Raw genomic sequence first — 21466 nt, forward strand, 5'->3', positions numbered from 1 at the left:
AGTCAGTCTCGCTTCTGCCTTTTGTACAAATCGATGAGCGCCTCGCGGACCGGCGCCGGGAGGCGCGCGGGACGTCCGGCCCGGTTACCGGCCAAATTGATCATCGCCAGCTGAATCACCGCCCGCGCGAGGTCGCGGCCGTCGCGACGGGCAAGTTGTGCAACTGCGAAGGAGGCACCGCCGGTATCGGTGATTCGCGTCACCACTTCAAGCGTATCCTCGAGCTTTGCGGGAGCGACAAAATCGATCTCCGCCCGTCGTACCGCAAATGACACACCGTCGCTTTCGGCCAAGCCGGCGTTGGTGAATCCGGTCAGCCGCAGCATCTCGGTGCGCGCCCGCTCGAAGAAGCGCAGGTAGTTGGCGTGATAGACCAGCCCCCCGGCGTCCGTGTCCTCGTAGTAGACCCGCAAGCGCAGCCTGTGCTGCGCGTTCTCGTCAAACCAGCCTGATAGATTCGCCGTCCCGGCCGCGTCAGGCATCGCCGTCCTCCGGGTCCGGGTTGGCCTCCGACAGCCGGTCCAGCAGGTCGAACTGGCGGGTCGGCGCGGACGGTGGGTTCAGGCCCAGATAGCGGAAGCCCTGGTCGGTCAGCATGCGCCCGCGCGGGGTCCGCTGCAGAAAGCCCTGCTGGATCAGGTAGGGTTCCACCACCTCCTCCAGCACGTCGCGCTGCTCGCCGAGCGCGGCGCCCAGCGTGTCCACGCCCACCGGGCCGCCGCCGTAGTTGTTGGCGATGATCCCCAGATAGCGCCGGTCCATGCTGTCGAGGCCGAGCCGGTCGACCTCCAGCCGGGTCAGGGCGGCATCGGCGATGCGGGCGTCGACCTCCGGCACGCCGGCCACCGAGGCGAAATCGCGCACCCGGCGCAGCAGGCGGCCCGACACGCGCGGCGTCCCGCGCGACCGGTTGGCGATTTCCCGCGCCCCTTCCGGGGTGATGAGCATGTTGAACACGGCCGCGGCGCGGCGGACGATCAGCTCCAGCTCGTCCGGCTCGTAGAACTGCAGCCGCACGGGAATGCCGAACCGTTCGCGCAGGGGGCGCGTGATCAGGCCGGACCGCGTGGTGGCGCCGACCAACGTGAAGGGCGGCAGGTCGATCCGGATGGACCGCGCCGACGGGCCTTCGCCGATGATGAGGTCGAGCTGGAAATCCTCCATGGCGGGATAGAGCACCTCTTCCACGGCGGGATTAAGGCGATGAATCTCGTCGATGAAGAGGACGTCGTGCGGCTGCAGGTTGGTCAGCAGAGCGGCGAGGTCGCCGGCCCGCGCGATGACCGGGCCGGAGGTGGCGCGGAAGCCCACCCCCAGCTCGCGCGAGACGATCTGGGCCAGCGTCGTCTTGCCGAGGCCCGGCGGCCCGAACAGCAGCACATGGTCCAGGGCCTCGCCGCGCGAGCGGGCGGCCTGGATGAAGATCGACAGGTTCTCGCGCGCCTGCCGCTGGCCGATGAACTCGGCGAGCGAGAGCGGGCGGATCGAGGCTTCGCCGGAATCGCCGGCGCCCCGCCCCGGCTGCACCAGCCGGTCGGGATCGGTGCCGTTCTGGTCGGCGGTCATTGGCTGAGTTCCTTAAGGCCATGGCGGATCAGCTCCGACACGCCGGCTCCGTCACCCAGCTTGCGCCCGGCGGCCACGACGGCGCCGAACGCCTCCGACCGCCCGTAGCCGAGGTTGACGAGGGCCGAGACGGCGTCCGCCATGACCATGTTGTCGGGGCCACCCGCCGCCGGCGCCGCCTTGCCGCCCGCCGCCGGAGCGGCGGAGGCCGAGGCGCCGAGGGTGAGGTTGCCCACCTTGTCCTTCAACTCGTTGACGATGCGCGCGGCCACCTTCGGCCCCACGCCGTCGGCGCGGGTGAGCGCCGTCTTGTCCTGCGCGGCAATGGCGCGGGTGAGCTGGTCGGGATCGAGCACGCCGAGGATCGACAGGGCGAGGCGCGAGCCGACGCCCTGGATGGTGGTCAGCAGCCGGAACCAGTCACGCTCGCCGGCATCGGCGAAGCCGTAGAGGGTGATCCGGTCGTCGCGGATGAAGGTCTCGACGACCAGCGCCCGCCGCTCCCCCACCGCCATGCGCGACAGCGTGCGGTTGGAGCAGGCGACTTGGTAGCCGACCCCGTTGACGTCCACCACCACCCAGTCGGTCCCGACCGAATCCACGACACCGGTGAGCTTGGCGATCATGGGGAATTCTCCTTGTCCCTCAAACGCTGGAGGGGATCACGGCGCAACACGGTGGTCGCGGAAAGCGCCGTGCGGATGGTTTCGAGAACGCCTTCCAGATTGTCGTTCACGTCGTTGTTCCAGAAGCGCAGCACGCGGAAACCGGCCTGTTCCAGCATGCGCGTCCGGCGCTCGTCATACGGCGCCTGCTCGGCGTGCTGCCCACCATCCAGTTCGATCACCAACCGATGGTCGTGCGCGACGAAATCCACGATAAAGCCGACAATGGGTTCCTGCCGTCGGAATTTGGCCCCCATCTGCGCGTTCCGCAAACGTTGCCATACGATCTTTTCCACTTCCGTGGAATCGCGCCGCATCTGAACGGCACGGTTGGTGTGCAAAGGCGCCGGCTTGTCCTTCACAACCGGCAGCAATACCCCCTCTCCCCTCTGGGGAGAGGGTTGGGGTGAGGGGCTGCGCTTGTGCCGGACGCCCCGCCACGCGCATCCCCCTCACCCGGCCCTGCGGGCCACCCTCTCCCCAGAGGGGAGAGGGATACCCCGCCGCCCCGCCGCCACATCTGCCAGCTTGCGCGGTGATGTGCGTGGCAGATCGCCACGGCCAAGGCGTCCGCGGCGTCCGGCGTGGTGATGGCGCAGCCGGGAAGCAGCAGGCGCACCATCGCCTGGACCTGCGTCTTGTCGGCCCGGCCCTGCCCCACCACGGCCTTCTTCACCATGTTGTTGGCGTATTCCGCCACCGACAGCCCGGCCAGCGCCGGGACCAGAAGGGCCACCGCCCGCGCCTGCCCCAGCTTCAGCGTGGAAACCGCGTTGTTGTTGACGAAGGTCTCCTCGACCGCCGCCTCGTCGGGACGGTAGCGCTCCAGCACTCCGGTCAGCGCGTCGTGGATCTGGCACAGCCGTTCGGCCAGCGGACGGTCGCCGTCGGAATGGACGGCGCCGTCCGCCACATGGGTCAGCCGGTTGCCGGACACGTCGATGACGCCCCAGCCGGTGTGCCGGAGGCCGGGGTCCAGCCCCAACAGGCGTACGGGCGGCTGTTGCGCCGCCCCGCTCCTTCCGGCCTGCCCAAGCACCCCGGTTCCCTCCGCTCCGCGGCCTGAAATCAGGCCGTCAGCTTCTGCATCAGCTCGTCGGAGATGTCGAAGTTGCCTTCGACGGTCTGGACGTCGTCGTTGTCCTCCAGCACGTCCAGCAGCTTCATCAGGCTGGCCGCGGCGTCCTCGGACGGAGCGACGGTGTTCAGCGGCTTCCAGGTCAGGCGCGCGCTCTCCGCACCGCCGAACTTGGCCTCCAGCGCGTCGCGCACGATCGCGAAATTCTCCACCGTGGTGGTGACCTCGTGACCATTCTCGTCGGACGCCACGTCCTCCGCGCCGGCTTCCAGGGCCACCTCGAACACGGCGTCCGCCGCCGCGGCGGCGGCCGGGTAGTAGATCGCGCCGACGCGGCTGAACATGAAGCTGACCGAGTTCGTCTCGCCCAGCGAGCCGCCATACTTGGTGAAGGCCGAGCGCACTTCCGAGGCCGTGCGGTTGCGGTTGTCGGTCAGCGCCTCGACGATCAGCGCGACGCCGCCGGGGCCGTAGCCCTCGTACCGCACCTCGTCGTAGTTCGCGTCGTCGCCACCGCCGGGCGTGCCCTGCTTGATCGCGCGGTCGATGCGGTCGCGCGGCATGTTCTGCACGCGGGCCGCGGTGATCGCGGCGCGCAGGCGCGGGTTGGCTGCCGGGTCCGGGAGGCCGCCCTTGGCCGCCACGGTGATCTCGCGGGCGAGCTTGTTGAAGATCTTCGACCGCTTGGCGTCCTGCGCGCCTTTGCGGTGCATGATGTTCTTGAATTGGCTATGACCGGCCATGCGTCGAACGAGCCCCAGATGGATTCAAAGATACAAGGTCTTGTGAAACAGCTTGGTAAGCGGTGGGACACATGTACCAGCCTTTGTGCGCCACCGCACGCCTTCGGCGCCGGAGACGACACCTACCCATATAGAAAGTCAATATGGCAGTATTGGGGCGCCCCTTTTGCGCCCTGCGACGCCTAAGCCGGCGGCGTCGCTCAGCCCCGCACCGGAACGGACTGGCTCAGCCGGCCGCCCAACCGCAAGGGCTGGATGCTGGTGGCGAGGCCGGTGCGGTCTTCGGTCTCGACGTAGCAGCCGCAGACGGTGGCCTCGCCTTCCGCCGGGCTCAGCCGCTCGGTCGGCAGCTTGCGGATGATCTTGGCCATGGCGACTTCCTTCTTCATGCCGATGGCGCTGTCATAGTCGCCGCACATGCCGGCGTCGGTCAGATAGGCCGTACCGCCCTTCATCACCACATGGTCCGCCGTCGGGACGTGGCTGTGCGTGCCGACCACCAGCGAGGCGCGTCCGTCGCAGAAATGGCCCATGATCATCTTCTCGCTGGTCGCCTCGCCATGGACGTCGACCAGGATGGCGTCGGCGCCGTTGGGACCCAGCCGGTGGGCGCGCAGCACCCGGTCCACCGCGGCGAAGGGGTCGTCCATCGGGTCCATGAACAGGCGCAGCATCACATTCATGACCAGAACCTTGCGCCCGCCCCGCGCCTGCAACAGCACGAAGCCGCGCCCCGGCGTGCCTTCCGGGTAGTTCAGCGGGCGGATGATGCGCGGCTGCTGGTCGATCGCCGCGACCAGCTCCTTCTGGTCCCAGCTGTGGTTGCCCAGCGTCACCACGTCCACGCCGGCGGCGAAGAACTCCTCGGCGATCTTGACGGTGATGCCGAAGCCGCCGGCGGCGTTCTCGCCGTTCACCACGGTCAGGTCGGGGTCCAGCCGGTCGCGCAGCATCGGCATGTGCGCGATCACCGCGTCGCGTCCCGACCGCCCCACCACATCACCGAGAAACAAAAGCCGCATCGTCCCCAACCTTCACTGCGTAAAGCGGAGCGTCTCGCGCTCCGTCAGAATCCAATCGAGCCGCTCGTCGTGCGCCCCGCAGGGCACCGCGTCCATCTCCTGCGCGGCGAAGGCCATACCGACCGCCAGGACGGGACGGAGCGCGCGCAGGGCGTCCAGCGTCCGGTCGTAGTAGCCGGCGCCGTAGCCCAGCCGGTGCCCGCTGCGGTCGAAGGCCAGCATCGGCACCAGAAGCACCGCCGGAACCACCTCGGGCCGGTCGGCGCCCGGCTCCTGGATGCCGTAGCGGCCGGCGGCCAGCGGCAGCACCGGGTCCCAGTCGCGGAAGGTCAGCGCCTGCCCGCGCGGGCCGGTCACCGGAAGCGCGATGGAGCGCCCGCCCGTCTTAAGTCCGCCCGTCTTAAGATGGAGCAGCAGAGGCCGCACGTCGAGTTCCGAACCGAGCGGCCAATAGCCGGCGACCGGTCCGTCTGGGATGAATCCCGGCCGCACCAGATCCTCCAGGAAGCGCTCGCGCAGAGCATCCGCGGCGAAAGCGCGCAGCTGGTCGTCGCTGAGGGAGTCGCGCCGGGCGCGGGCCTGGGCTCGGGCGGCGTCCTTGGCCGCGCGCGGGTCGGTCATCGTCGCCTGGAAAGGTCGGGAAAATTCAGGGGAGAGGCGGAAGGTGCCGCCTTGGCCGTTGGCATTGCTTATCCTCCATGACCTGCAGAGCAGGTGGGCGCCGTATAACCGGACCAGGGTCCGGACAGGGACAGCTCCCGAGAGTCTAAGATTATCGGCCCTGGGGATTATTGCGACCTGACGAACCAGGCAGCGACCTTCCGTTCACTAACTTAAGCGCGCTCGAGCCGCGCGGCAACCTCTTCGATGCGCAAAGCGACATTGTCCACGGCGGCGGCCACCTCGGCCTCGTTGACCGTGGACAGCGGGGCGAGACCGCGCCCGGCCATCACGTCCTGCATCTCGTCGGCCATGACGATGGCGGTGAGAACGAGCATCTGCGCCTCCGACCCGGATTTGCCGCCGCCGGTCACCTGCTTCAGCTTGGCGTCGACGAAGCCGGCCAACTCACGCAGGCGGGCCTCCTGGCCGTCTTGGCAGAAGACGCGGTAGGCGCGCCCGTTCACCTCGAATTCCACCTGGGCCATGGCTTAGTTCTCCAGAACCGCTTCGAGACGGCCGATGGCCGCCTCCAGACGCTTCGACACGGTTTCCGCGTTCTCCTGGGCACGCGCCTGTTCTATGCGGGCCTCGCGCAGGGACTCGCTCAGCTCCTGCTCGCGCTTGGCCACCCTTTCCTCGCGGGCGCACGCGGCATGCTCCAGACGATCCACGGCCTTGGAGAGGCGGTCGAGCGCGGCTTTCAGGGAATCCATGGGCGGGGAACCTTGACGGACGGACGGACGGCGGGCGGGCGGCATGTTCACACATGCATAAAATGCCGAGCGCTACAGTTGGGCCGGCCATGCCGCCCCGTCAACCGGAATTACGCCGCAGTTTGCGGTGGAAATGGCGCCGTCACAATGCGCCGGAAGCCGAACCGCCATCCCCATTCCCGTGTTGACCTGCGCACACGGGTTCTGCATGGTGCGCGCGTCCTGCGGGAAGCCTTGTTTCCCGCCCAATCGGTGTTGCCCGACCCCGTTCGGCCCCCACCGTTCGCTGCCCGCCTGCCCACGGGAACATTCTTCAGGAACCCTGCCCGATGTCCGCTGCTTCCGCCGCCAACCCGCCCGCCCCCATCACCACCATGGCGAACGCCATCCGCGCGCTGTCCATGGACGCGGTGGAGGCCGCGAAGTCCGGCCACCCCGGCATGCCTATGGGCATGGCCGACGTGGCCACGGTGCTGTTCACGCGCTTCCTGAAGTTCAACCCGAAGCAGCCGGCCTGGGCCGACCGCGACCGCTTCATCCTGTCGGCCGGCCACGGCTCGATGCTGATCTACTCGCTGGGCTACCTGACCGGCTATGAGCGGATGACCATCGACGAGCTGAAGCGCTTCCGCCAGCTCGGCAGCCTGACCCCGGGCCACCCGGAGGTCGACCCCTCCCTGGGCATCGAGATGACCACCGGCCCGCTGGGCCAGGGCGTTTCCACCGCCGTCGGCTTCGCCCTGGCGGAGCGCATCACCAACGCCCGCTTCGGCGACGACCTGATCAACCATTTCACCTACGTCATCGCCTCGGACGGCGACCTGATGGAGGGCGTCAGCCACGAGGCCTGCTCGCTGGCCGGCCATCTCGGGCTGAACCGCCTGATCGTGCTGTGGGACGACAACCACATCTCCATCGACGGCTCGACCGATCTCAGCTTCACCGACGACACGCCGGCCCGCTTCCGCTCCTACGGCTGGAACACGGCGACCGTCGACGGCCACGATCCGGAAGCCGTCGCCAAGGCCATCGAGGCCGCGCAGGACTCCGACAAGCCGACGCTGATCGCCTGCCGCACCATCATCGGCAAGGGCGCCCCGAACAAGGCCAACACCCACGGCTGCCACGGCTCGCCGCTGGGCGCCGACGAGGTGGCCGCCACCCGTGAGAATCTCGGCTGGCCGCACGAGGCCTTCGTCGTTCCGCAGGACGTGCTGGACGCCTGGCGCGCCGCCGGCACCCGCGCCGACGCCGCCTACGCCGACTGGGCGCAGCGCGTCGCGGCGATGGACCCCTCCGCCCGCAAGGCGTTCGAGGCGGCCATGGACCGCGGCGTTCCCGCCGGCCTGGACGAGTTGATCGCCGCCTTCAAGAAGAAGGTGTCGGAGGACAAGCCGAGCTGGGCGACCCGCGTCGCGTCGGGCAACGTGCTCGACATCCTGGTCCCGGCGGTGCCGGAAATGATCGGCGGCTCCGCCGACCTGACCCCGTCGAACAACACCAAGGCGAAGAACACCGCCGACGTGAAGGGCCGCGGTGAATTCAACGGCCGCTACGTCCGCTACGGCGTGCGCGAACACGGCATGGCCACCGTCATGAACGGCATGGCGCTGCACGGCGGCGTCATTCCCTACGGCGGCACCTTCATGCAGTTCGCCGACTACTGCCGCCCATCGATCCGTCTGGCCGCGCTGATGAAGCAGCGCTCGATCTTCGTGATGACCCACGACTCGATCGGCCTCGGCGAGGACGGCCCGACCCACCAGCCGGTGGAGCATCTGGCCGCTCTGCGCGCCATTCCGAACCTGCTGACCCTGCGCCCGGCCGACGCCGTGGAGACCGCGGAGTGCTGGCAGATCGCGCTGGAGCGGGTCAACGGCCCGTCCGTCCTTGCGCTGACCCGTCAGAACGTGCCGACCCTGCGCACCGAGCACGCGGCGGAGAACCGCTCCGCCCGCGGCGGCTACGTGATCCAGGAGGCCGAGGGCGAGCGCAAGGTGACGCTGCTCGCCACCGGCTCGGAAGTCTCGCTGGCCGCCGAGGCCCGCAAGGCGTTGCAGGCCGAGGGCATCGGCGCCGCCGTGGTGTCGATCCCGAGCTTCGAACTGTTCGAGGCGCAGGACGACGCCTACAAGGCGTCCGTGCTCGGAAGCGGCGTCCGCGTCGCGGTCGAGGCCGCCATCCGTCAGGGCTGGGACCGCTGGCTCGGCTATCCGGGCGCCACGGCCGTCGCCTTCGTCGGCATGAGCGGCTTCGGCGAGTCGGCCCCCTATCAGGAACTCTACAAGCACTTCGGCATCACCGCCGAGGCTGTGGTCGCCGCGGCGAAGGCGCGCTTGTAATCGAATTGCCGCCCCGGACTTCGGTCCGGGGCCGGGAGTGACCGCCCCAAGCCGTTCGGTTCGGGGTCGGGGAATGCCAGACTGGAGGAAAACAATGGCTGTTCGGGTAGCGATCAACGGTTTTGGCCGTATCGGCCGTCTGGTTCTGCGGGCCATCTACGAGAGCGGCCGCAACGACGTGGAGGTCGTGGCGATCAACGACCTGGCCGACCTCAAGGCCAACGCCCACCTGCTGAAGTACGACAGCGTCCATGGCCGTTTCCCCGGCACCATCGAGACCCGCGACGGCGAGCTGATCGTCAACGGCCACTCGATCAAGGTCGTGCAGGAGCGTGACCCGGCCAAGCTGCCGTGGAAGGATCTGGGCATCCAGATCGCCATGGAATGCTCGGGCATCTTCACCAAGCGCGCCGACGCCGCCAAGCATCTGGAAGCGGGTGCGGAGAAGGTGCTGATCTCCGCCCCGGCCACCGACGAGGACATCACGGTGGTCTACGGCGTCAACCACGACCAGCTCAAGGCCGATCACCGCATCGTCTCGAACGCGTCGTGCACGACGAACTGCCTGGCCCCGGTGGCCTTCGTGCTGAACAACCTGATCGGCATCGAGAAGGGCTTCATGACGACGATCCACTCCTACACGGGGGATCAGCGCATCGTCGACACCAACCACAAGGACCTGCACCGCGCCCGCGCCGCGGCGCTGAACATGATCCCGACCTCGACCGGTGCGGCCAAGGCGGTGGGCAAGGTGCTGCCGGAGCTCAAGGGCAAGCTGGACGGCACCGCCATGCGCGTGCCCACCCCGAACGTCTCGGTGGTCGACTTCAAGTTCACCGCCAAGCGCGCCACCTCGGTGGAGGAGATCACCAAGGCGATCGCCGAGGCCGCCAACGGCCCGCTCAAGGGCATCCTGGGCGCCTACACCGAGGATCTGGTGTCCACCGACTTCAACCACGACCCGCACAGCTCGATCTTCGCGCTGAACGAGACCAAGGTCATCGACGGCAACTTCGTCCGCATCATGACCTGGTACGACAACGAGTGGGGCTTCTCCAACCGCATGAGCGACACCGCCGTCGCCATGGCCAACGCCAAGTAAGCCACCCGCGGCTTGCGGCCAAAGAGAAAGGGCGCCCTGAACGGGGCGCCCTTTTTTCATGTCCGTCATCCTGTTCGCCGGCGTGTTTCCCGCCGGAATTCGGTCACCCCGCCTTGACAGCGTTGATGCCCGTGGCCTGCGCCAGCTGATCGGCGACCCAGGCTGCAACGCTCTTGCCTTCGCGTTCCGCACAGGTGGCGATGGCGCGGTGGAGCATCGGGTTGACGCGGATGGCGAGCTTGCCCGAATAGGGCTGCTCGGTGTTGCCCGCCATGTCGCAAGCCATCGCCAGATAATCGTCCACAGCCTCGCGGAAGGCCCTGCGCAGCTCATCGACCGAGCGGCCGGTGAAGGTGATGCCGTCGCGCGTGTTGATGACGGCGCCGACGAAGATGCCGGCATCGTCGTCGAAATCGATCTGGGCCTTGTAGCCCTTATAGTCCATCATCGGCGGCGACCCCAGGGATGCGTGGGGTGGAAGGATAGCCTCGCCTCCGCCCCGGCGGTTTGACCTGCCTCAATTCCCGGCATGGGGATGGGGAAATGCCCACTCGGATTTTCCCGTCATGACCGCCATGCCCGCGCACAGCCGCCCCATCCGCATCCACGGCCTGAACGACGCCGACGCCGCCTGCGCCGTTGCGACGGACCTCGGCGTTCCCCTTCTGCTTGTCAGCGCACCCGGTGCGGCGGCCTCCGCCGGGGCCGGCTGGTTTCGCGAGGTTGTCGCCCGCGCCACTGCCCGGCATCCATCGGCTGCAATGACCGCGGTGCTTGACTGCGCCGACCGGCCCGGCGATGCCCTGGGCGCGCTGTCCGCCGGGATCGGTGCGATCCTGTTCACCGGACGGCTGGACGTCGCGGAGCGGCTGGGCGACATTGCCGCGCAGCGCGGCGCCCGCCTGCTGACGGCGCTTCCCGAAGCGCTCGACCTGCGCAGTGCCCGCGATCCCTGGCGCGCCTGCCGGAACTGGCTAAGCGGGCAAGACAATGCCCATGTCACGGAATAGTCCCAAGGCGATACCGCTTTTTCCCCAAATCCGCACGATCAAAAGTGGTGTATGGTGATTTCATCATCACGATGCGGTACCACCCCCATGACCACGACCACGCCTTTGCGGCCCCAGGCGGACGCCACACCGCTGAAGGGCGAGGACTCCGCCCCGCTCCATCCGGAGAGGCCGGACGGGCTTCCGCGCGGCGCGCGCTTTCCCGCGCCTCAGGTGGAGAAGATCCGCGGCGCCCGGCTCCTCGTCGTCTGGGCCGGCTTGGCCGCCGGGGCGTGGGCCGTGGCGGTGGGGGCGGGCTACGGCCTCTACATCATCGTCCAATCCGTGCTGTGACAACAAAAGGCTGTTGCGCGACGTTCGCCTCGCCTTTGGGAGAATTCCGAATCCGACCTCTCGGATAGGCCCTTTTGGCGCCGCGGGAGGCCGCGTTACACCCCTGCCGACGTTGCAAAGAGTCCCGCTCTGGGCTATGAGGGCCGCATTTCCGACAGAAACCCCAAGGGGAAGAGCCAGATGAAGCTCACTCGTCGTGTTAAGGAAATTCTTGCGAACTACGAAAGCGACACCCCGGGCGTCAAGGCCAACCTTGCCCGCATTCTTATGGAAGGCAAGCTGGGCGGCACCGGCAAGCTGGTGATCCTCCCCGTCGACCAGGGCTTCGAGCACGGCCCGGCGCGCAGCTTTGCGCCGAACGAGCCGGGCTACGACCCGCATTACCATTACCAGCTCGCCATCGACGCCGGCTGCAACGCCTACGCCGCCCCGCTGGGGTCGCTGGAGGCCGGCGCCTCGACCTTCGCCGGCTCGATCCCGCTGATCCTCAAGATGAACAGCGCCAACAGCCTGTCGCGCCAGAAGGAGAACGCCGACCAAGCGGTGACCGCCTCGGTGCAGGACGCGCTGCGCCTCGGCTGCTCGGCCATCGGCTTCACGATCTACCCCGGCTCGGACGCCATGTACGACCAGTACGAGGAGATCCGCGAGCTGTCGAAGGAGGCCAAGTCGGTCGGCCTGCCCACCGTTCTGTGGTCCTACCCGCGCGGCGGCACCGTCTCCAAGGAGGGTGAACTGGCCATCGACGTGATCGGCTACGCCGCCCACATGGCCGCCCTGCTCGGCGCCCACATCATCAAGGTGAAGCTGCCGTCGGCCCATCTGGAGCAGGCGGAGGCCAGGAAGGTCTACGAGTCCAAGAACATCCCGATCGCCACCCAGGCCGACCGCGTCCGCCACATCATGCAGTGCGCCTTCAACGGCCGCCGCATCGTGGTCTTCTCGGGCGGCGCGACCAAGGGCGAGGACGCGGTGTTCGAGGATGCCCGCGCGATCCGCGACGGCGGCGGCAACGGCTCGATCATCGGCCGCAACGCCTTCCAGCGCCCGCGCGACGAAGCTTTGAAGCTGCTCGACCGGATCATGAAGATCTACCAGGGCAAAGAGTAAGGATCGCCTCGGGTGACCGAAACCGCCTGTCGGCTCTACCTCGTGACGCCGCCGGTCCTGGAACCGGCGGCGTTTGCGCCGAAACTGACCGAAGCGCTGGACGCGGGCGATGTCGCCTGCGTCCAGTTGCGTTTGAAGGACTGCTCCGACGACGCCGTGCGCCGGGCCTGCGACGCCCTGCGCCCGATCGCCCAGGAGCGCGGGGTGGCCTTCATCCTGAACGACCATCCCGAACTGGCCCGCGAGACCGGCTGCGACGGCGTGCATGTCGGGCAGAAGGACACGCCCTACGCCCAGGCGCGGCGGATCGTCGGCAACGACGCCATCGTCGGCGTGACCTGCCACGACAGCCGCCATCTTGCCATGGAAGCGGGTGAGGCCGGGGCCGATTACGTCGCCTTCGGCGCCTTCTTCCCCACCACCACCAAGGACGCCGAATTCAAGGCGGAGCCGGAGCTGCTCCGGTGGTGGTCGGAGCTGATGGAGGTCCCCTGCGTCGCCATCGGCGGCATCACCCAGGAGAATTGCGGGCCGTTGGTGAGCGCCGGGGCCGATTTCCTGGCCGTGGTCGGCGCCGTGTGGAATCATCCCGATGGGCCGGGTGCCGCCGTGAAGGCGTTCAACGCCGCCATCGCCGCGGCCGAGGGGTAACGAAGGCCGCCGCCGAATCATGGATCTCCTTTCCATCGAGACGCTGTCCGCGCTGTTCGCGGTCGGCCTTGTCGCGGGCTTCGTCGACGCCATTGCCGGGGGCGGCGGGCTTCTGACCCTCCCCGCCTTGCTCTGGGCCGGTCTGTCGCCCGCGCAGGCGCTGGCGACGAACAAGCTGCAATCCAGCTTTGGCTCCCTCTCCGCCGCGGTGAAGTTCACCCGCGGTGGCGAGGTCAAGCCGCGCGACATGGCGGTGATGATCGCCTGCACCTTCGCCGGCTCCGCGGCGGGCGCCATCATTGTCCAGATGATCGATCCGGGATTCCTGCGCAACGTCATCCCGGTGCTGCTGATCGGCATCGCCATCTGGCTGCTCGTCTCCCCGAAAGCCGGAGAGATCGACGCGCAGCAGCGCATCGGGGAGCGCGGCTTCGCCCTGCTCGCCGGGACGGGGATCGGCTTCTACGACGGCTTCTTCGGGCCTGGCACCGGCACCTTCTTCGCCATCGCCTTCGTCTCGCTGCTCGGCTTCAACCTGCGCAAGGCGACCGCCCACACGAAGGTGCTGAACTTCACCAGCAACATCGCCGCGTTGCTGTTCTTCCTGGCTGGCGGTCAGATCGCCTGGCTGGCCGGGCTGCTGATGGGGGTGGGCCAGATGATCGGCGCGCAGATCGGCGCCCATATGGTCATCCGCAACGGCGCGGCCATCGTGCGGCCCATGCTGGTCGTCGCCTCCATCGCCATCACGGCGAAGCTGATCTGGACGGACGCCCAGAGCGTGATCGGCGCGGGCATGGCCATGGTCGCCGGCTGGCTGGGCTGAGCACCTTCTGATTTCCACATTTCCAGCCCGCGGCGAATCGACCGTGGCGGGCATTTCCCTGTCCAAAGCGTATCTCCGGACGCATGGTTTGTTGGTCCAACATTTTTTCAGCGGGTCCACTTTACGTTAACGTCAATGTGTGTATCATTGCGTCAAATAACGAAATTGGGGAGAAACGCATGTCCAATTGGTCACTGAAGGGGAACCTGCTCGCCGCCGCCGCGGCCATCGCCATCGCGGCGCCGCTGCCGGCCGGCGCCGCCGGCTATCTGCTGAAGGAACAGAGCGCCTCCGGTCAGGGCACCTCCTTCGCAGGCGCCACCGCCAACGGCATGGGCGACGCCACCGCGCTGTTCTTCAACCCGGCAGCGCTGGGCAGCATCGAGGGGAATCAGGCGGTCGGCGTGCTGAGCGGCGTGTTCCCGACCTCGAAGACCAGCAACGCCCGCGGCACCCGCGCCACGCGGCTGGGCGGCAGCACCATCCAGGGCACCTCCGACCCCGGCGACATCGGCATGGACGCGGTGATTCCGTCGGGCTATCTGGCCTACACGGTGTCGCCGGACGTGAAGCTGGGCCTCGCCATCACCGCGCCCTGGGGCCTATCCACCGACTATCCGGAAAGCTGGACCGGCCGTTACCACGGCATCCATTCCAGCCTGCTGACGATCAACATCTCCCCGACCGTGTCCTACCGGCTGATGCCGGACCTGACCATCGCTGGCGGCCTGCAGCTCCAATACGCCAAGGCCCGGCTGAGCCAAGCGGTGGATTTCGGCTCCATCCTGGCGGCCACCGGCGTCCCCATCGCGCCCGGCTCGCGCGATGGCGTGGGCGAGGTCAAGGGCGACAGTTGGGGCTTCGGATTCACCGCCGGCATGCTGTACGAGCCGGTCAAGGGCACCCGCTTCGGCGTCTCCTACCGTTCCTCCGTCTTCCACGAACTGGACGGTGATTCGAAGTTCGAAGGCGTTCCCGCCGTCCCGGCGCTGCGCGCCAGCTTCGCCAATTCGCCGGTGCGGGCCAAGGTCGCCACGCCGGATATCATCTCCTTCGGCGCCTATCACGAGCTGACCAGTTCCTTCGCCGTGATGGCCGACGCGCAATGGACCAACTGGTCGCGCTTCAAGGAGCTGCGCATCCGCTACCGCAACCCGTTGCGCACCGACACCGTGACCGACGAGAACTGGGACGACTCCTGGTTCTTCGCGCTGGGCGCCGCCTACAAGTGGAACGAGAAGCTGACCCTGCGCTTCGGCGTGGCCTATGACCAGACCCCGGTCACCGACCAGTACCGCACGCCGCGCATTCCGGACGAGGACCGCTACTGGGTGTCGATCGGCGCCGGCTACCAAGTCACCGACAACATCCGGACCGACATCGGCTACAGCCACATCTTCGCCAACAAGGCCAAGATCGACCTGCGCGACAACCTGACGGGCAGCGACGCCTTCCGCGGCAACCTGTCCGCCGACTACAAGGCCCATGTGGACGTGATCGCGCTCCAGACCAAGATCACCTTCTGATCCGCACCCCGGTGGAGCGCGCGGGCGCCGCCCGTTCGCTTCACCGTCCCCGCCTCTTGTCCATCGCCGCGTCCGTGCTAGGCTTTTCCCCAATCAAGAACCCGTCCCGGGAGAGGAATCCGCATGGCCGACACCTTCACCGCCTTCGTCATCGAGGACGCCGACGGCAAGCCCAAGGGGGGCTTCAAGCCGTTGAGCCTGACCGACCTGCCCGACCATGACGTGCTGGTCGAAGTCGCCTTCTCCACCCTGAACTACAAGGACGGCCTCGCCGTCTCCGGCAAGGGCCGGATCGCCCGCAAGCTGCCGATGGTCGCCGGCATTGACCTCGCCGGCACGGTCGTGGAGTCGCGCTCCGCCGACTGGAAGGCCGGGGACAAGGTCATCGTCAACGGCTGGGGGCTGTCGGAAACCCAATGGGGCGGCTACAGCCGGTTCCAGCGCGTGAAGCCGGAATGGCTGACCCGTCTGCCCGACGTCTTCTCCCCGGAGGAGGCGATGGGCATCGGCACCGCCGGCTACACCGCGGCGCTCTGCGTCGACGCGCTGGAGGATTGGGGCACGATCCAGCCCGGCGGCAAGGAGGTTCTGGTCACCGGAGCGGCCGGCGGCGTCGGTTCCGTCGCGGTCGCCCTGCTCGCCAAGGCCGGCTATCCGGTCACCGCTTCCACCGGACGGCCCGAAACCCACGAATATCTGTCCGGCCTGGGCGCCACCGGCTTCATCGACCGCGCGGCCCTTCAGGAGAAGGGTCCGCCGCTCCAGAAGGAACGCTGGGCCGGCGGCGTCGATTCGGTGGGCGGCATCACGCTGGTCAACGCCCTGTCGCAGACCGTCTGGGGCGGCGCCATCGCCGCCTGCGGGCTGGCGGGCAGCGCCGACCTGCCCGGAACGGTCCTGCCGCACATCCTGCGCAGCGTCACGCTGATCGGCATCGACTCGGTGGCCGCCCCGGCGGCGCGGCGCGAACGCGCCTGGGCGCGGCTGGCCCGCGACCTCGACAAGGACCACCTGAAGGCCATGTACACGGTGGAGCCGATGTCGAAGCTGCCGGAACTGGCCGGCCGGATCCTCGCCGGGCAGGTCCGCGGCCGCGTGGTGATCGACGTCACCGCCTGAGGCCGCCGAAGCCGGTGGCGGACGGCCTCAGCCCCCCGCCACCGGCAGCCAAAGCACCTCGTCGATACGCTCCGCCCCGCTGCACAGCATGACCAGCCGGTCGAAGCCCAGCGCAATGCCGCTGCATTCCGGCATGCCGTGCTCCAGCGCGGCGAGGAAGTCCTCGTCCACCGGGAAACGGTCGCCGTAGATGCGTTCCTTCAGGTCCATGTCGGCCTCGAAGCGGGCACGCTGGGCGCGGGCGTCGGTCAGTTCGCCGAAGGCGTTGGCGAGTTCCAGGCCACAGGCGTACAGCTCGAACCGCTCGGCCAGCCGCGGGTCCTCCGGCTTGGGGCGCGACAGGGCGGCCATGCAGACCGGATAGTCGGTCAGCACGCAGGGCACGCCCATGCCCAGATGCGGCTCGATCCGGTCGAACATGATGCGGAAGACGATGTCCTCCCAACGGTCGCCGTCGTGCGGCGGGATGCCGATGCCCCGCGCCATAGCGGCCAGCGGGGCCGGATCGGGGTCGTGTGTGCCGTCGAAGGTCTCCAGAAGGTCGAACCCCGCATACTCCCGGAAGGCGTCCTGCACAGTCAGCACCCGCCACTCCTTGAAGGGATCGCAGGTCATGCCGCGGAACTCGAATCGTGTCCGCCCGGCGGCGACGGCGGCCTCCCGCACCAGATCCTCGCAGTCGCGGATCAGCGCCCGGTAGCCCTCCCCCGCCCGGTACCATTCGAGCATGGAGAATTCCGGCGCGTGGGTGGCCGACCGCTCGCCGTTCCGGAAGACATGGGCGATCTGGTAGATGCGCGGCAGCCCGGCCACCAGCAGCTTCTTCATCGCGAATTCCGGGCTTGTGTGCAGGTGCAGCCGCCGCCGGTCGTCGGGGTGCGGCCCCACCAGCTCCGTCGCGAAGGCCTGGAGATGCGGCTCCATCCCCGGCGAGACTTGGAGCGCCGGGGTGTCCACCTCCAGGAAGGCGTTCTCCTCGAAGAAGCGGCGGACGGCGCCCAGCACGCGGCCGCGCACGGCCAGATGGGGGCGGCGGCGGGCGAAGCTCTCGGGAGCCCAAGCGGGCGTGACGGGGGACATGATAGCCTTCACTGACGGAGCGATGACGCTGCTTAGCAGAGTGGGAACGGTGGCGAAAACGGACAAAGAAGGCGCAGAACGCTGAATGAGCCCCACCCGGCGTTGCCACCAGCCCGGCAAGCTGCTAGGTTCCGCGCCGCCTGTCTCCTGGAAATCACGAGTATGTCATGAAGGTCAACGCCAACACGATGCGTCCCGGCCATGTGCTGGAGCATAACGGTAAGCTCTGGGTCATCACGAAGACCGCCATCGTCCAGCCCGGCAAGGGCGGCGCCTTCATCCAGCTTGAAATGAAGGATGTGCGCACCGGCAACAAGTCGATCGAGCGCTTCCGCACCCAGGAGACGGTCGAGCGCGCCCGCCTGGACGAGCACGAGATGACCTTCCTGTTTGCCGAAGGCGACAGCTACACCTTCATGGACAAGGAAAGCTACGAGCAGACCGCCATCCCCGGCGAGATCATCGGCGACCAGAAGGTGTTCCTGCAGGACGGCATGGAAGTCACCGTGCAGTCCTTCGAAGGCGCGCCGCTCGGCGTCGAGATCCCCGGCAAGGTCACCCTGCAGATCACCGAGGCCGACCCGGTGGTGAAGGGTCAGACGGCCTCCTCCTCCTACAAGCCGGCGAAGCTGGAGAACGGCGTGTCGATCCTGGTGCCGCCGCACATCGAGTCGGGCACCCGCGTCGTCGTCGACACCCAGACCGGCGAGTATGTCGAGCGCGCCAAGGACTGACCGTCCTGACTGATTTTCTGCGCACCGGCTCTCGCTTAAGGCAGGGGCCGGTGTATTCTTTTTCCGGTTCCGCACGAGATAAAGCACGCCCATGGCCACCCGCTCCGCCCTTATCAACGTGATGGTCCGCGCCGCCGAAAAGGCGGCCCGCGGCCTTGTCCGCGACTTCGGCGAGGTCGAGCACCTCCAGGTGTCGCGCAAGGGCCCGGCGGACTTCGTGTCCGCCGCCGACATGAAGGCGGAAAAGCTGCTGCGCGAAGAGCTGCAGAAGGCCCGCCCGGATTTCGGCTTCCTCATGGAGGAGACGGGCGCCAGCAAAGGCAGCGACCCGACCGCCCGCTGGATCGTCGATCCGCTGGACGGCACCACCAACTTCCTGCACGGCATCCCGCATTGGGCGATCTCCATCGCCGCGGAGAAGAACGGCGAGATCGTCGCCGGCGTCGTGTACGAGCCGGTGCACGACCAGATGTTCTGGGCCGAAAAGGGCCAGGGCGCCTTCCTGAACCACCAGCGCCTGCGCGTGTCGGAGCGCCGCAACCTCGCCGACGCGGTGATCGCCACCGGCATCCCCTTCAAGGGCCGCGGTGACCATGCCGGCTTCCTGGTGGAGGCCGAGGCCCTGATGAAGGAAGTCGCGGGCATCCGCCGCTTCGGCGCCGCCTCGCTCGACCTCGCCTACGTCGCGGCGGGCCGCTACGACGGCTATTGGGAGCGCGGGCTCGCCCCCTGGGACGCTGCGGCCGGCCAGCTTCTGGTGACCGAGGCCGGTGGCTTCGTCGGTGAGATCGGCGGCGGGCGCAACCCGGTGTTCGGCGGCACGATCCTGGCGGCCAACGCCCACTTCCACCTGCCGATCGCCAAGATCCTGCGCGGTGCGACGGATCGCAAGGTGCGCTCCGCTCCCGCCGGAGCGGCTGGGGCGGCGGACGCCGGTCAGGGCTGACCTCCGGCCGAGCCATAAGCCCTTCATGACGTTGGGGTAGCAAGGGCCGCGCTTTGGTGGGGAAACACGCCGCGCGGCCCAAAGGGCGTTGTCCCTACGCCGATCGAAGGGCTATGGTACCAACGCTTTTCCGTGTCATTGGGAACAACGCGCTGGTCACCATGAGGATTGTCGGACGCATGAGCCGTTCTCCGAACGCGCCCGCCGGGCGGTCGCTACCCCCGCGCGTCCTCCCCACCGCCGCGGCCGTGGCGCTGTCCCTGGTCGTGACCGCCTGCTCCTCGCCCGGCACCGCGCCGCCCCAGACCAGCGCTTCCGCTCCGGCCCCGGCCGCAACCCCGGCCCTCCCGCCCCGCCCCGGCCCCCACCCGCGCCACCGGGGGGGCGGCCGCGGGAGACCGCGCACCCCCTGCCGACCCCCCCGCGGCCCAATCTCTTCCCGCCGCGGCCCCCGCCGGCCCCGCCCGTCTTCAAGGCCCCGACCCTGATGACGGCGCCGGATCTGCCGCAGATTGCGATCGGTCCCACGCCGCCCCCGCCGGCCATGCCGGAAGGCGCACCGCCGGTCCCGGCCTCCAACCGGCCGGCGGCACCTCCACCGCCTGACCGGACGCAGACCGCCGCACTGCCGCCGCCGACTCCGAAAGCGCCCTCAGCGCCCGCCCTGCCCCGGATGGAGCCGTTGACCGTGCTGTTCGACGGCACCGCCACCGCTTTGCCCGAACCGGCCCGGACGCGTCTGGACGCCATCGCGGAGCGCCTGAACGCCAACCCGCAGCTTCGCCTGCAGATCCGCTCCTACGCCAGCGGTACGCCGGAGACGGCGCGCGAGGCGCGGCAATTGTCGCTGGCCCGTGCCCTGGCCGTCCGCGAACGCCTTGGCACCGCCGGCATCGCCAGCACCCGCGTGGACATCCGCGCCATGGGCATGGAGGCGGCCGGCGGCGCGCCGGACCGGCTGGACGTGGAGTTTCTGAACCAGTGAGCTGCCCTCTGTAACCCGTGCCGCCTACCCCTTCCCCTGGACGAGAGTGCCCATGGCCGCCATCGCCCCGTCGTCCCAGCCTCTTGAGGAGCCTTCCCCGATGACGCGCCCGGAGCGCTTCCTGACACGGATGATCCTCTTCCTGGTGGTCGTGGGAAGCGTGACGGCGTTGCTGTTCCCGGCCCTGCGCGCCGCCTTCATGAACAACCCGGCGCTGAACGGGCTGATCCTCGGCACGCTGCTCGCCGGCATCCTGTTCATCTTCCGCCAAGTGCTGATGCTGCGGCCCGAGGTGGCATGGCTGGAGCATTTCCAGTCCGGCAACCCCGCCGTCGCCGCGCCGGAGCCGGTGCTGCTCGCCCCGATGGCGCGCATGCTGCGGGAACGTCGCGGGCGACTGACCCTGTCGGCGCTGTCCATGCGCTCGCTGCTCGACGGCATCGCCTCGCGGCTGGACGAGTCGCGGGAGCTGTCGCGCTACCTGATCGGTCTGCTGATCTTCCTCGGCCTGCTCGGCACCTTCTGGGGCCTGCTGCACACGGTGCAGTCGGTCGGCTCGGTCATCGGGGGGCTGTCGGTGCAGGGCGGCGACGTCGGGGCGATGTTCAGCAACCTCCAACACGGGCTGGAAGCGCCGCTGACCGGCATGGGCACGGCCTTCAGCTCCTCGCTGTTCGGTCTGGCGGGCTCACTGGTGCTGGGCTTCCTTGAGCTTCAGGCCAGCCAAGCGCACAACCGCTTCTTCCAGGACGTTGAGGACTGGCTGTCCGGTGCCACCCGCCTTTCCAGCGGGGCCGGCGGCAGCCTGGAGACCGGCGACCAGTCGATGCCGGCCTATTTGACGGCGCTTCTGGAGCAGACGGCGGAGAACCTCGATTCGCTCCAGCGCACCGTCGCCACCGCCGAGGAAGGCCGCCGCTCGGCCAACGCCAATCTGATGGCGCTGACCGAACGGCTGAGCACGCTGACCGACCAGATGCGCGCCGAACAGCAGCTTCTCCTGCGGCTGGGCGAGAGCCAGCTTGAGATGAAGGGACTGCTCGACCGGCTGTCCGACGCGGCCATCGGCGGCTTCGACGACGCCTCGCGCCAGCATCTGCGCAACATGGACATCTACCTCGCCCGCATGGTCGAGGAGTCGTCCACAGGCCGGGTCCAGGCGGTGCAGGAGATCCGCAGCGAGATCAAGCTGTTGGCCCGCACCATCGCCGCCCTGGCCGAGGAATCGGAACAGCGCTGATCGGAACGGCGC

Annotated in this window: 24 protein-coding genes, 1 other RNA gene and 1 pseudogene; 13 read left to right on the forward strand and 13 right to left on the reverse strand. The window is 68.5% G+C overall.

Features of this window, described 5'->3' with window-relative positions; translation table 11 throughout:
* Nucleotides 1-2 precede the first annotated feature (2 nt).
* The 11 genes and pseudogenes from ybgC to ACWPXE_RS16125 all read right to left on the reverse strand — a co-directional run bounded on the left by ybgC (nucleotide 3) and on the right by ACWPXE_RS16125 (nucleotide 6450).
* Nucleotides 3-482, reverse strand: a complete 480-nt coding sequence (gene ybgC, locus ACWPXE_RS16075; protein WP_454018629.1) for a tol-pal system-associated acyl-CoA thioesterase — start codon at nucleotides 480-482, stop codon at nucleotides 3-5.
* A complete protein-coding gene (ruvB, locus tag ACWPXE_RS16080) occupies nucleotides 475-1566 on the reverse strand; it encodes a Holliday junction branch migration DNA helicase RuvB (protein ID WP_454018630.1) in 1092 nt (363 codons plus the stop codon). The genes ybgC and ruvB overlap by 8 nt, the downstream gene beginning before the upstream one ends.
* Complete coding sequence (gene ruvA / locus ACWPXE_RS16085) at nucleotides 1563-2192, reverse strand: Holliday junction branch migration protein RuvA (RefSeq protein WP_137138859.1); 630 nt, start codon at nucleotides 2190-2192, stop codon at nucleotides 1563-1565. The genes ruvB and ruvA overlap by 4 nt, the downstream gene beginning before the upstream one ends.
* Nucleotides 2189-2605, reverse strand: coding sequence for an endonuclease domain-containing protein (locus tag ACWPXE_RS16090; RefSeq protein WP_454018631.1), 417 nt, complete (start codon nucleotides 2603-2605; stop codon nucleotides 2189-2191). The genes ruvA and ACWPXE_RS16090 overlap by 4 nt, the downstream gene beginning before the upstream one ends.
* Before the next feature lie 125 nt (nucleotides 2606-2730).
* A pseudogene (gene ruvC, locus ACWPXE_RS16095) lies at nucleotides 2731-3270 on the reverse strand (crossover junction endodeoxyribonuclease RuvC); the annotation flags it as partial.
* Between the two features lie 29 nt (nucleotides 3271-3299).
* Complete coding sequence (locus ACWPXE_RS16100) at nucleotides 3300-4052, reverse strand: YebC/PmpR family DNA-binding transcriptional regulator (protein WP_014240508.1); 753 nt, start codon at nucleotides 4050-4052, stop codon at nucleotides 3300-3302.
* A gap of 200 nt (nucleotides 4053-4252) precedes the next feature.
* A complete protein-coding gene (locus ACWPXE_RS16105; protein WP_454018632.1) occupies nucleotides 4253-5074 on the reverse strand; it encodes a TIGR00282 family metallophosphoesterase in 822 nt (273 codons plus the stop codon).
* 12 nt (nucleotides 5075-5086) lie between these two features.
* Nucleotides 5087-5695: a 5-formyltetrahydrofolate cyclo-ligase gene (locus ACWPXE_RS16110; RefSeq protein ID WP_454018633.1), complete on the reverse strand. Its 609-nt coding sequence runs from the start codon at nucleotides 5693-5695 to the stop codon at nucleotides 5087-5089.
* Between the two features lie 39 nt (nucleotides 5696-5734).
* Nucleotides 5735-5894: non-coding RNA, 6S RNA (ssrS, locus tag ACWPXE_RS16115), on the reverse strand.
* A 13-nt stretch (nucleotides 5895-5907) separates the two neighbouring features.
* A complete protein-coding gene (locus ACWPXE_RS16120; protein ID WP_237903316.1) occupies nucleotides 5908-6222 on the reverse strand; it encodes a cell division protein ZapA in 315 nt (104 codons plus the stop codon).
* Nucleotides 6223-6225: 3 nt separating this feature from the next.
* Nucleotides 6226-6450: a hypothetical protein gene (locus ACWPXE_RS16125; RefSeq protein WP_038527192.1), complete on the reverse strand. Its 225-nt coding sequence runs from the start codon at nucleotides 6448-6450 to the stop codon at nucleotides 6226-6228.
* Nucleotides 6451-6779: 329 nt separating this feature from the next.
* Between ACWPXE_RS16125 and tkt the strand changes: the two genes are divergently transcribed.
* Both tkt and gap read left to right on the forward strand, forming a co-directional pair.
* Nucleotides 6780-8792 carry a transketolase gene (gene tkt, locus ACWPXE_RS16130; protein ID WP_454018634.1) on the forward strand — a complete coding sequence of 671 codons (2013 nt, stop codon included), beginning with the start codon at nucleotides 6780-6782 and terminating at the stop codon, nucleotides 8790-8792.
* 94 nt (nucleotides 8793-8886) lie between these two features.
* Nucleotides 8887-9894 (forward strand): type I glyceraldehyde-3-phosphate dehydrogenase, encoded by a 1008-nt coding sequence (gene gap, locus ACWPXE_RS16135; protein ID WP_109469277.1) that lies wholly within the window; start codon nucleotides 8887-8889, stop codon nucleotides 9892-9894.
* Nucleotides 9895-9997: 103 nt separating this feature from the next.
* Here the strand turns inward: gap and ACWPXE_RS16140 are convergent, their stop codons facing one another.
* Nucleotides 9998-10342 (reverse strand): type II toxin-antitoxin system HicB family antitoxin, encoded by a 345-nt coding sequence (locus ACWPXE_RS16140; protein WP_149163355.1) that lies wholly within the window; start codon nucleotides 10340-10342, stop codon nucleotides 9998-10000.
* Between the two features lie 118 nt (nucleotides 10343-10460).
* Between ACWPXE_RS16140 and ACWPXE_RS16145 the strand changes: the two genes are divergently transcribed.
* The 7 genes from ACWPXE_RS16145 (at nucleotide 10461) to ACWPXE_RS16175 (ending at nucleotide 16469) form a co-directional block, all read left to right on the forward strand.
* Nucleotides 10461-10904: a hypothetical protein gene (locus tag ACWPXE_RS16145; protein WP_454018635.1), complete on the forward strand. Its 444-nt coding sequence runs from the start codon at nucleotides 10461-10463 to the stop codon at nucleotides 10902-10904.
* Between the two features lie 87 nt (nucleotides 10905-10991).
* The gene (locus ACWPXE_RS16150) at nucleotides 10992-11237 is read left to right on the forward strand and encodes a hypothetical protein (RefSeq protein ID WP_454018636.1); all 246 of its coding nucleotides are present in this window, start codon (nucleotides 10992-10994) and stop codon (nucleotides 11235-11237) included.
* A gap of 180 nt (nucleotides 11238-11417) precedes the next feature.
* Entirely contained in the window at nucleotides 11418-12347 is a 930-nt protein-coding gene (locus tag ACWPXE_RS16155; protein ID WP_306711140.1) for a class I fructose-bisphosphate aldolase, read from the forward strand.
* Nucleotides 12348-12359: 12 nt separating this feature from the next.
* Nucleotides 12360-12998 carry a thiamine phosphate synthase gene (thiE, locus tag ACWPXE_RS16160; RefSeq protein ID WP_145699857.1) on the forward strand — a complete coding sequence of 213 codons (639 nt, stop codon included), beginning with the start codon at nucleotides 12360-12362 and terminating at the stop codon, nucleotides 12996-12998.
* Between the two features lie 19 nt (nucleotides 12999-13017).
* Entirely contained in the window at nucleotides 13018-13824 is an 807-nt protein-coding gene (locus ACWPXE_RS16165; protein WP_454018637.1) for a TSUP family transporter, read from the forward strand.
* A 179-nt stretch (nucleotides 13825-14003) separates the two neighbouring features.
* Entirely contained in the window at nucleotides 14004-15350 is a 1347-nt protein-coding gene (locus ACWPXE_RS16170; RefSeq protein WP_454018638.1) for an OmpP1/FadL family transporter, read from the forward strand.
* Between the two features lie 123 nt (nucleotides 15351-15473).
* Complete coding sequence (locus ACWPXE_RS16175; RefSeq protein ID WP_454018639.1) at nucleotides 15474-16469, forward strand: MDR family oxidoreductase; 996 nt, start codon at nucleotides 15474-15476, stop codon at nucleotides 16467-16469.
* A 27-nt stretch (nucleotides 16470-16496) separates the two neighbouring features.
* Here the strand turns inward: ACWPXE_RS16175 and epmA are convergent, their stop codons facing one another.
* Nucleotides 16497-17549, reverse strand: a complete 1053-nt coding sequence (gene epmA / locus ACWPXE_RS16180; protein WP_454018640.1) for an EF-P lysine aminoacylase EpmA — start codon at nucleotides 17547-17549, stop codon at nucleotides 16497-16499.
* A 167-nt stretch (nucleotides 17550-17716) separates the two neighbouring features.
* On the opposite strand from epmA, the gene efp reads away from it, so the two are divergent.
* The 4 genes from efp (at nucleotide 17717) to ACWPXE_RS16200 (ending at nucleotide 21454) form a co-directional block, all read left to right on the forward strand.
* Entirely contained in the window at nucleotides 17717-18283 is a 567-nt protein-coding gene (efp, locus tag ACWPXE_RS16185) for an elongation factor P (protein ID WP_014240821.1), read from the forward strand.
* Between the two features lie 91 nt (nucleotides 18284-18374).
* Nucleotides 18375-19229 (forward strand): inositol monophosphatase family protein, encoded by an 855-nt coding sequence (locus ACWPXE_RS16190; RefSeq protein WP_059398833.1) that lies wholly within the window; start codon nucleotides 18375-18377, stop codon nucleotides 19227-19229.
* Nucleotides 19230-19716: 487 nt separating this feature from the next.
* The gene (locus tag ACWPXE_RS16195) at nucleotides 19717-20214 is read left to right on the forward strand and encodes an OmpA family protein (RefSeq protein WP_454018641.1); all 498 of its coding nucleotides are present in this window, start codon (nucleotides 19717-19719) and stop codon (nucleotides 20212-20214) included.
* Between the two features lie 52 nt (nucleotides 20215-20266).
* Nucleotides 20267-21454, forward strand: a complete 1188-nt coding sequence (locus ACWPXE_RS16200; protein WP_119510309.1) for a DNA repair protein RecN — start codon at nucleotides 20267-20269, stop codon at nucleotides 21452-21454.
* The last annotated feature ends 12 nt before the right edge of the window (nucleotides 21455-21466 follow it).

The organism is Azospirillum sp. Marseille-Q6669 (assembly GCF_965111635.1).

What these genes read in the sequence shown, in the direction of transcription:
- ybgC (WP_454018629.1), bottom strand. Translation starts at nt 482, where the DNA reads ATGCCTGACGCGGCCGGGACGGCGAATCTATCAGGCTGGTTTGACGAG.
- ruvB (WP_454018630.1), bottom strand. Translation starts at nt 1,566, where the DNA reads ATGACCGCCGACCAGAACGGCACCGATCCCGACCGGCTGGTGCAGCCG.
- ruvA (WP_137138859.1), bottom strand. Translation starts at nt 2,192, where the DNA reads ATGATCGCCAAGCTCACCGGTGTCGTGGATTCGGTCGGGACCGACTGG.
- ACWPXE_RS16100 (WP_014240508.1), bottom strand. Translation starts at nt 4,052, where the DNA reads ATGGCCGGTCATAGCCAATTCAAGAACATCATGCACCGCAAAGGCGCG.
- ACWPXE_RS16105 (WP_454018632.1), bottom strand. Translation starts at nt 5,074, where the DNA reads ATGCGGCTTTTGTTTCTCGGTGATGTGGTGGGGCGGTCGGGACGCGAC.
- ACWPXE_RS16110 (WP_454018633.1), bottom strand. Translation starts at nt 5,695, where the DNA reads ATGACCGACCCGCGCGCGGCCAAGGACGCCGCCCGAGCCCAGGCCCGC.
- ACWPXE_RS16120 (WP_237903316.1), bottom strand. Translation starts at nt 6,222, where the DNA reads ATGGCCCAGGTGGAATTCGAGGTGAACGGGCGCGCCTACCGCGTCTTC.
- ACWPXE_RS16125 (WP_038527192.1), bottom strand. Translation starts at nt 6,450, where the DNA reads ATGGATTCCCTGAAAGCCGCGCTCGACCGCCTCTCCAAGGCCGTGGAT.
- tkt (WP_454018634.1), top strand. Translation starts at nt 6,780, where the DNA reads ATGTCCGCTGCTTCCGCCGCCAACCCGCCCGCCCCCATCACCACCATG.
- gap (WP_109469277.1), top strand. Translation starts at nt 8,887, where the DNA reads ATGGCTGTTCGGGTAGCGATCAACGGTTTTGGCCGTATCGGCCGTCTG.
- ACWPXE_RS16140 (WP_149163355.1), bottom strand. Translation starts at nt 10,342, where the DNA reads ATGATGGACTATAAGGGCTACAAGGCCCAGATCGATTTCGACGACGAT.
- ACWPXE_RS16145 (WP_454018635.1), top strand. Translation starts at nt 10,461, where the DNA reads ATGACCGCCATGCCCGCGCACAGCCGCCCCATCCGCATCCACGGCCTG.
- ACWPXE_RS16150 (WP_454018636.1), top strand. Translation starts at nt 10,992, where the DNA reads ATGACCACGACCACGCCTTTGCGGCCCCAGGCGGACGCCACACCGCTG.
- ACWPXE_RS16155 (WP_306711140.1), top strand. Translation starts at nt 11,418, where the DNA reads ATGAAGCTCACTCGTCGTGTTAAGGAAATTCTTGCGAACTACGAAAGC.
- ACWPXE_RS16165 (WP_454018637.1), top strand. Translation starts at nt 13,018, where the DNA reads ATGGATCTCCTTTCCATCGAGACGCTGTCCGCGCTGTTCGCGGTCGGC.
- ACWPXE_RS16170 (WP_454018638.1), top strand. Translation starts at nt 14,004, where the DNA reads ATGTCCAATTGGTCACTGAAGGGGAACCTGCTCGCCGCCGCCGCGGCC.
- ACWPXE_RS16175 (WP_454018639.1), top strand. Translation starts at nt 15,474, where the DNA reads ATGGCCGACACCTTCACCGCCTTCGTCATCGAGGACGCCGACGGCAAG.
- epmA (WP_454018640.1), bottom strand. Translation starts at nt 17,549, where the DNA reads ATGTCCCCCGTCACGCCCGCTTGGGCTCCCGAGAGCTTCGCCCGCCGC.
- efp (WP_014240821.1), top strand. Translation starts at nt 17,717, where the DNA reads ATGAAGGTCAACGCCAACACGATGCGTCCCGGCCATGTGCTGGAGCAT.
- ACWPXE_RS16190 (WP_059398833.1), top strand. Translation starts at nt 18,375, where the DNA reads ATGGCCACCCGCTCCGCCCTTATCAACGTGATGGTCCGCGCCGCCGAA.
- ACWPXE_RS16195 (WP_454018641.1), top strand. Translation starts at nt 19,717, where the DNA reads ATGACGGCGCCGGATCTGCCGCAGATTGCGATCGGTCCCACGCCGCCC.
- ACWPXE_RS16200 (WP_119510309.1), top strand. Translation starts at nt 20,267, where the DNA reads ATGGCCGCCATCGCCCCGTCGTCCCAGCCTCTTGAGGAGCCTTCCCCG.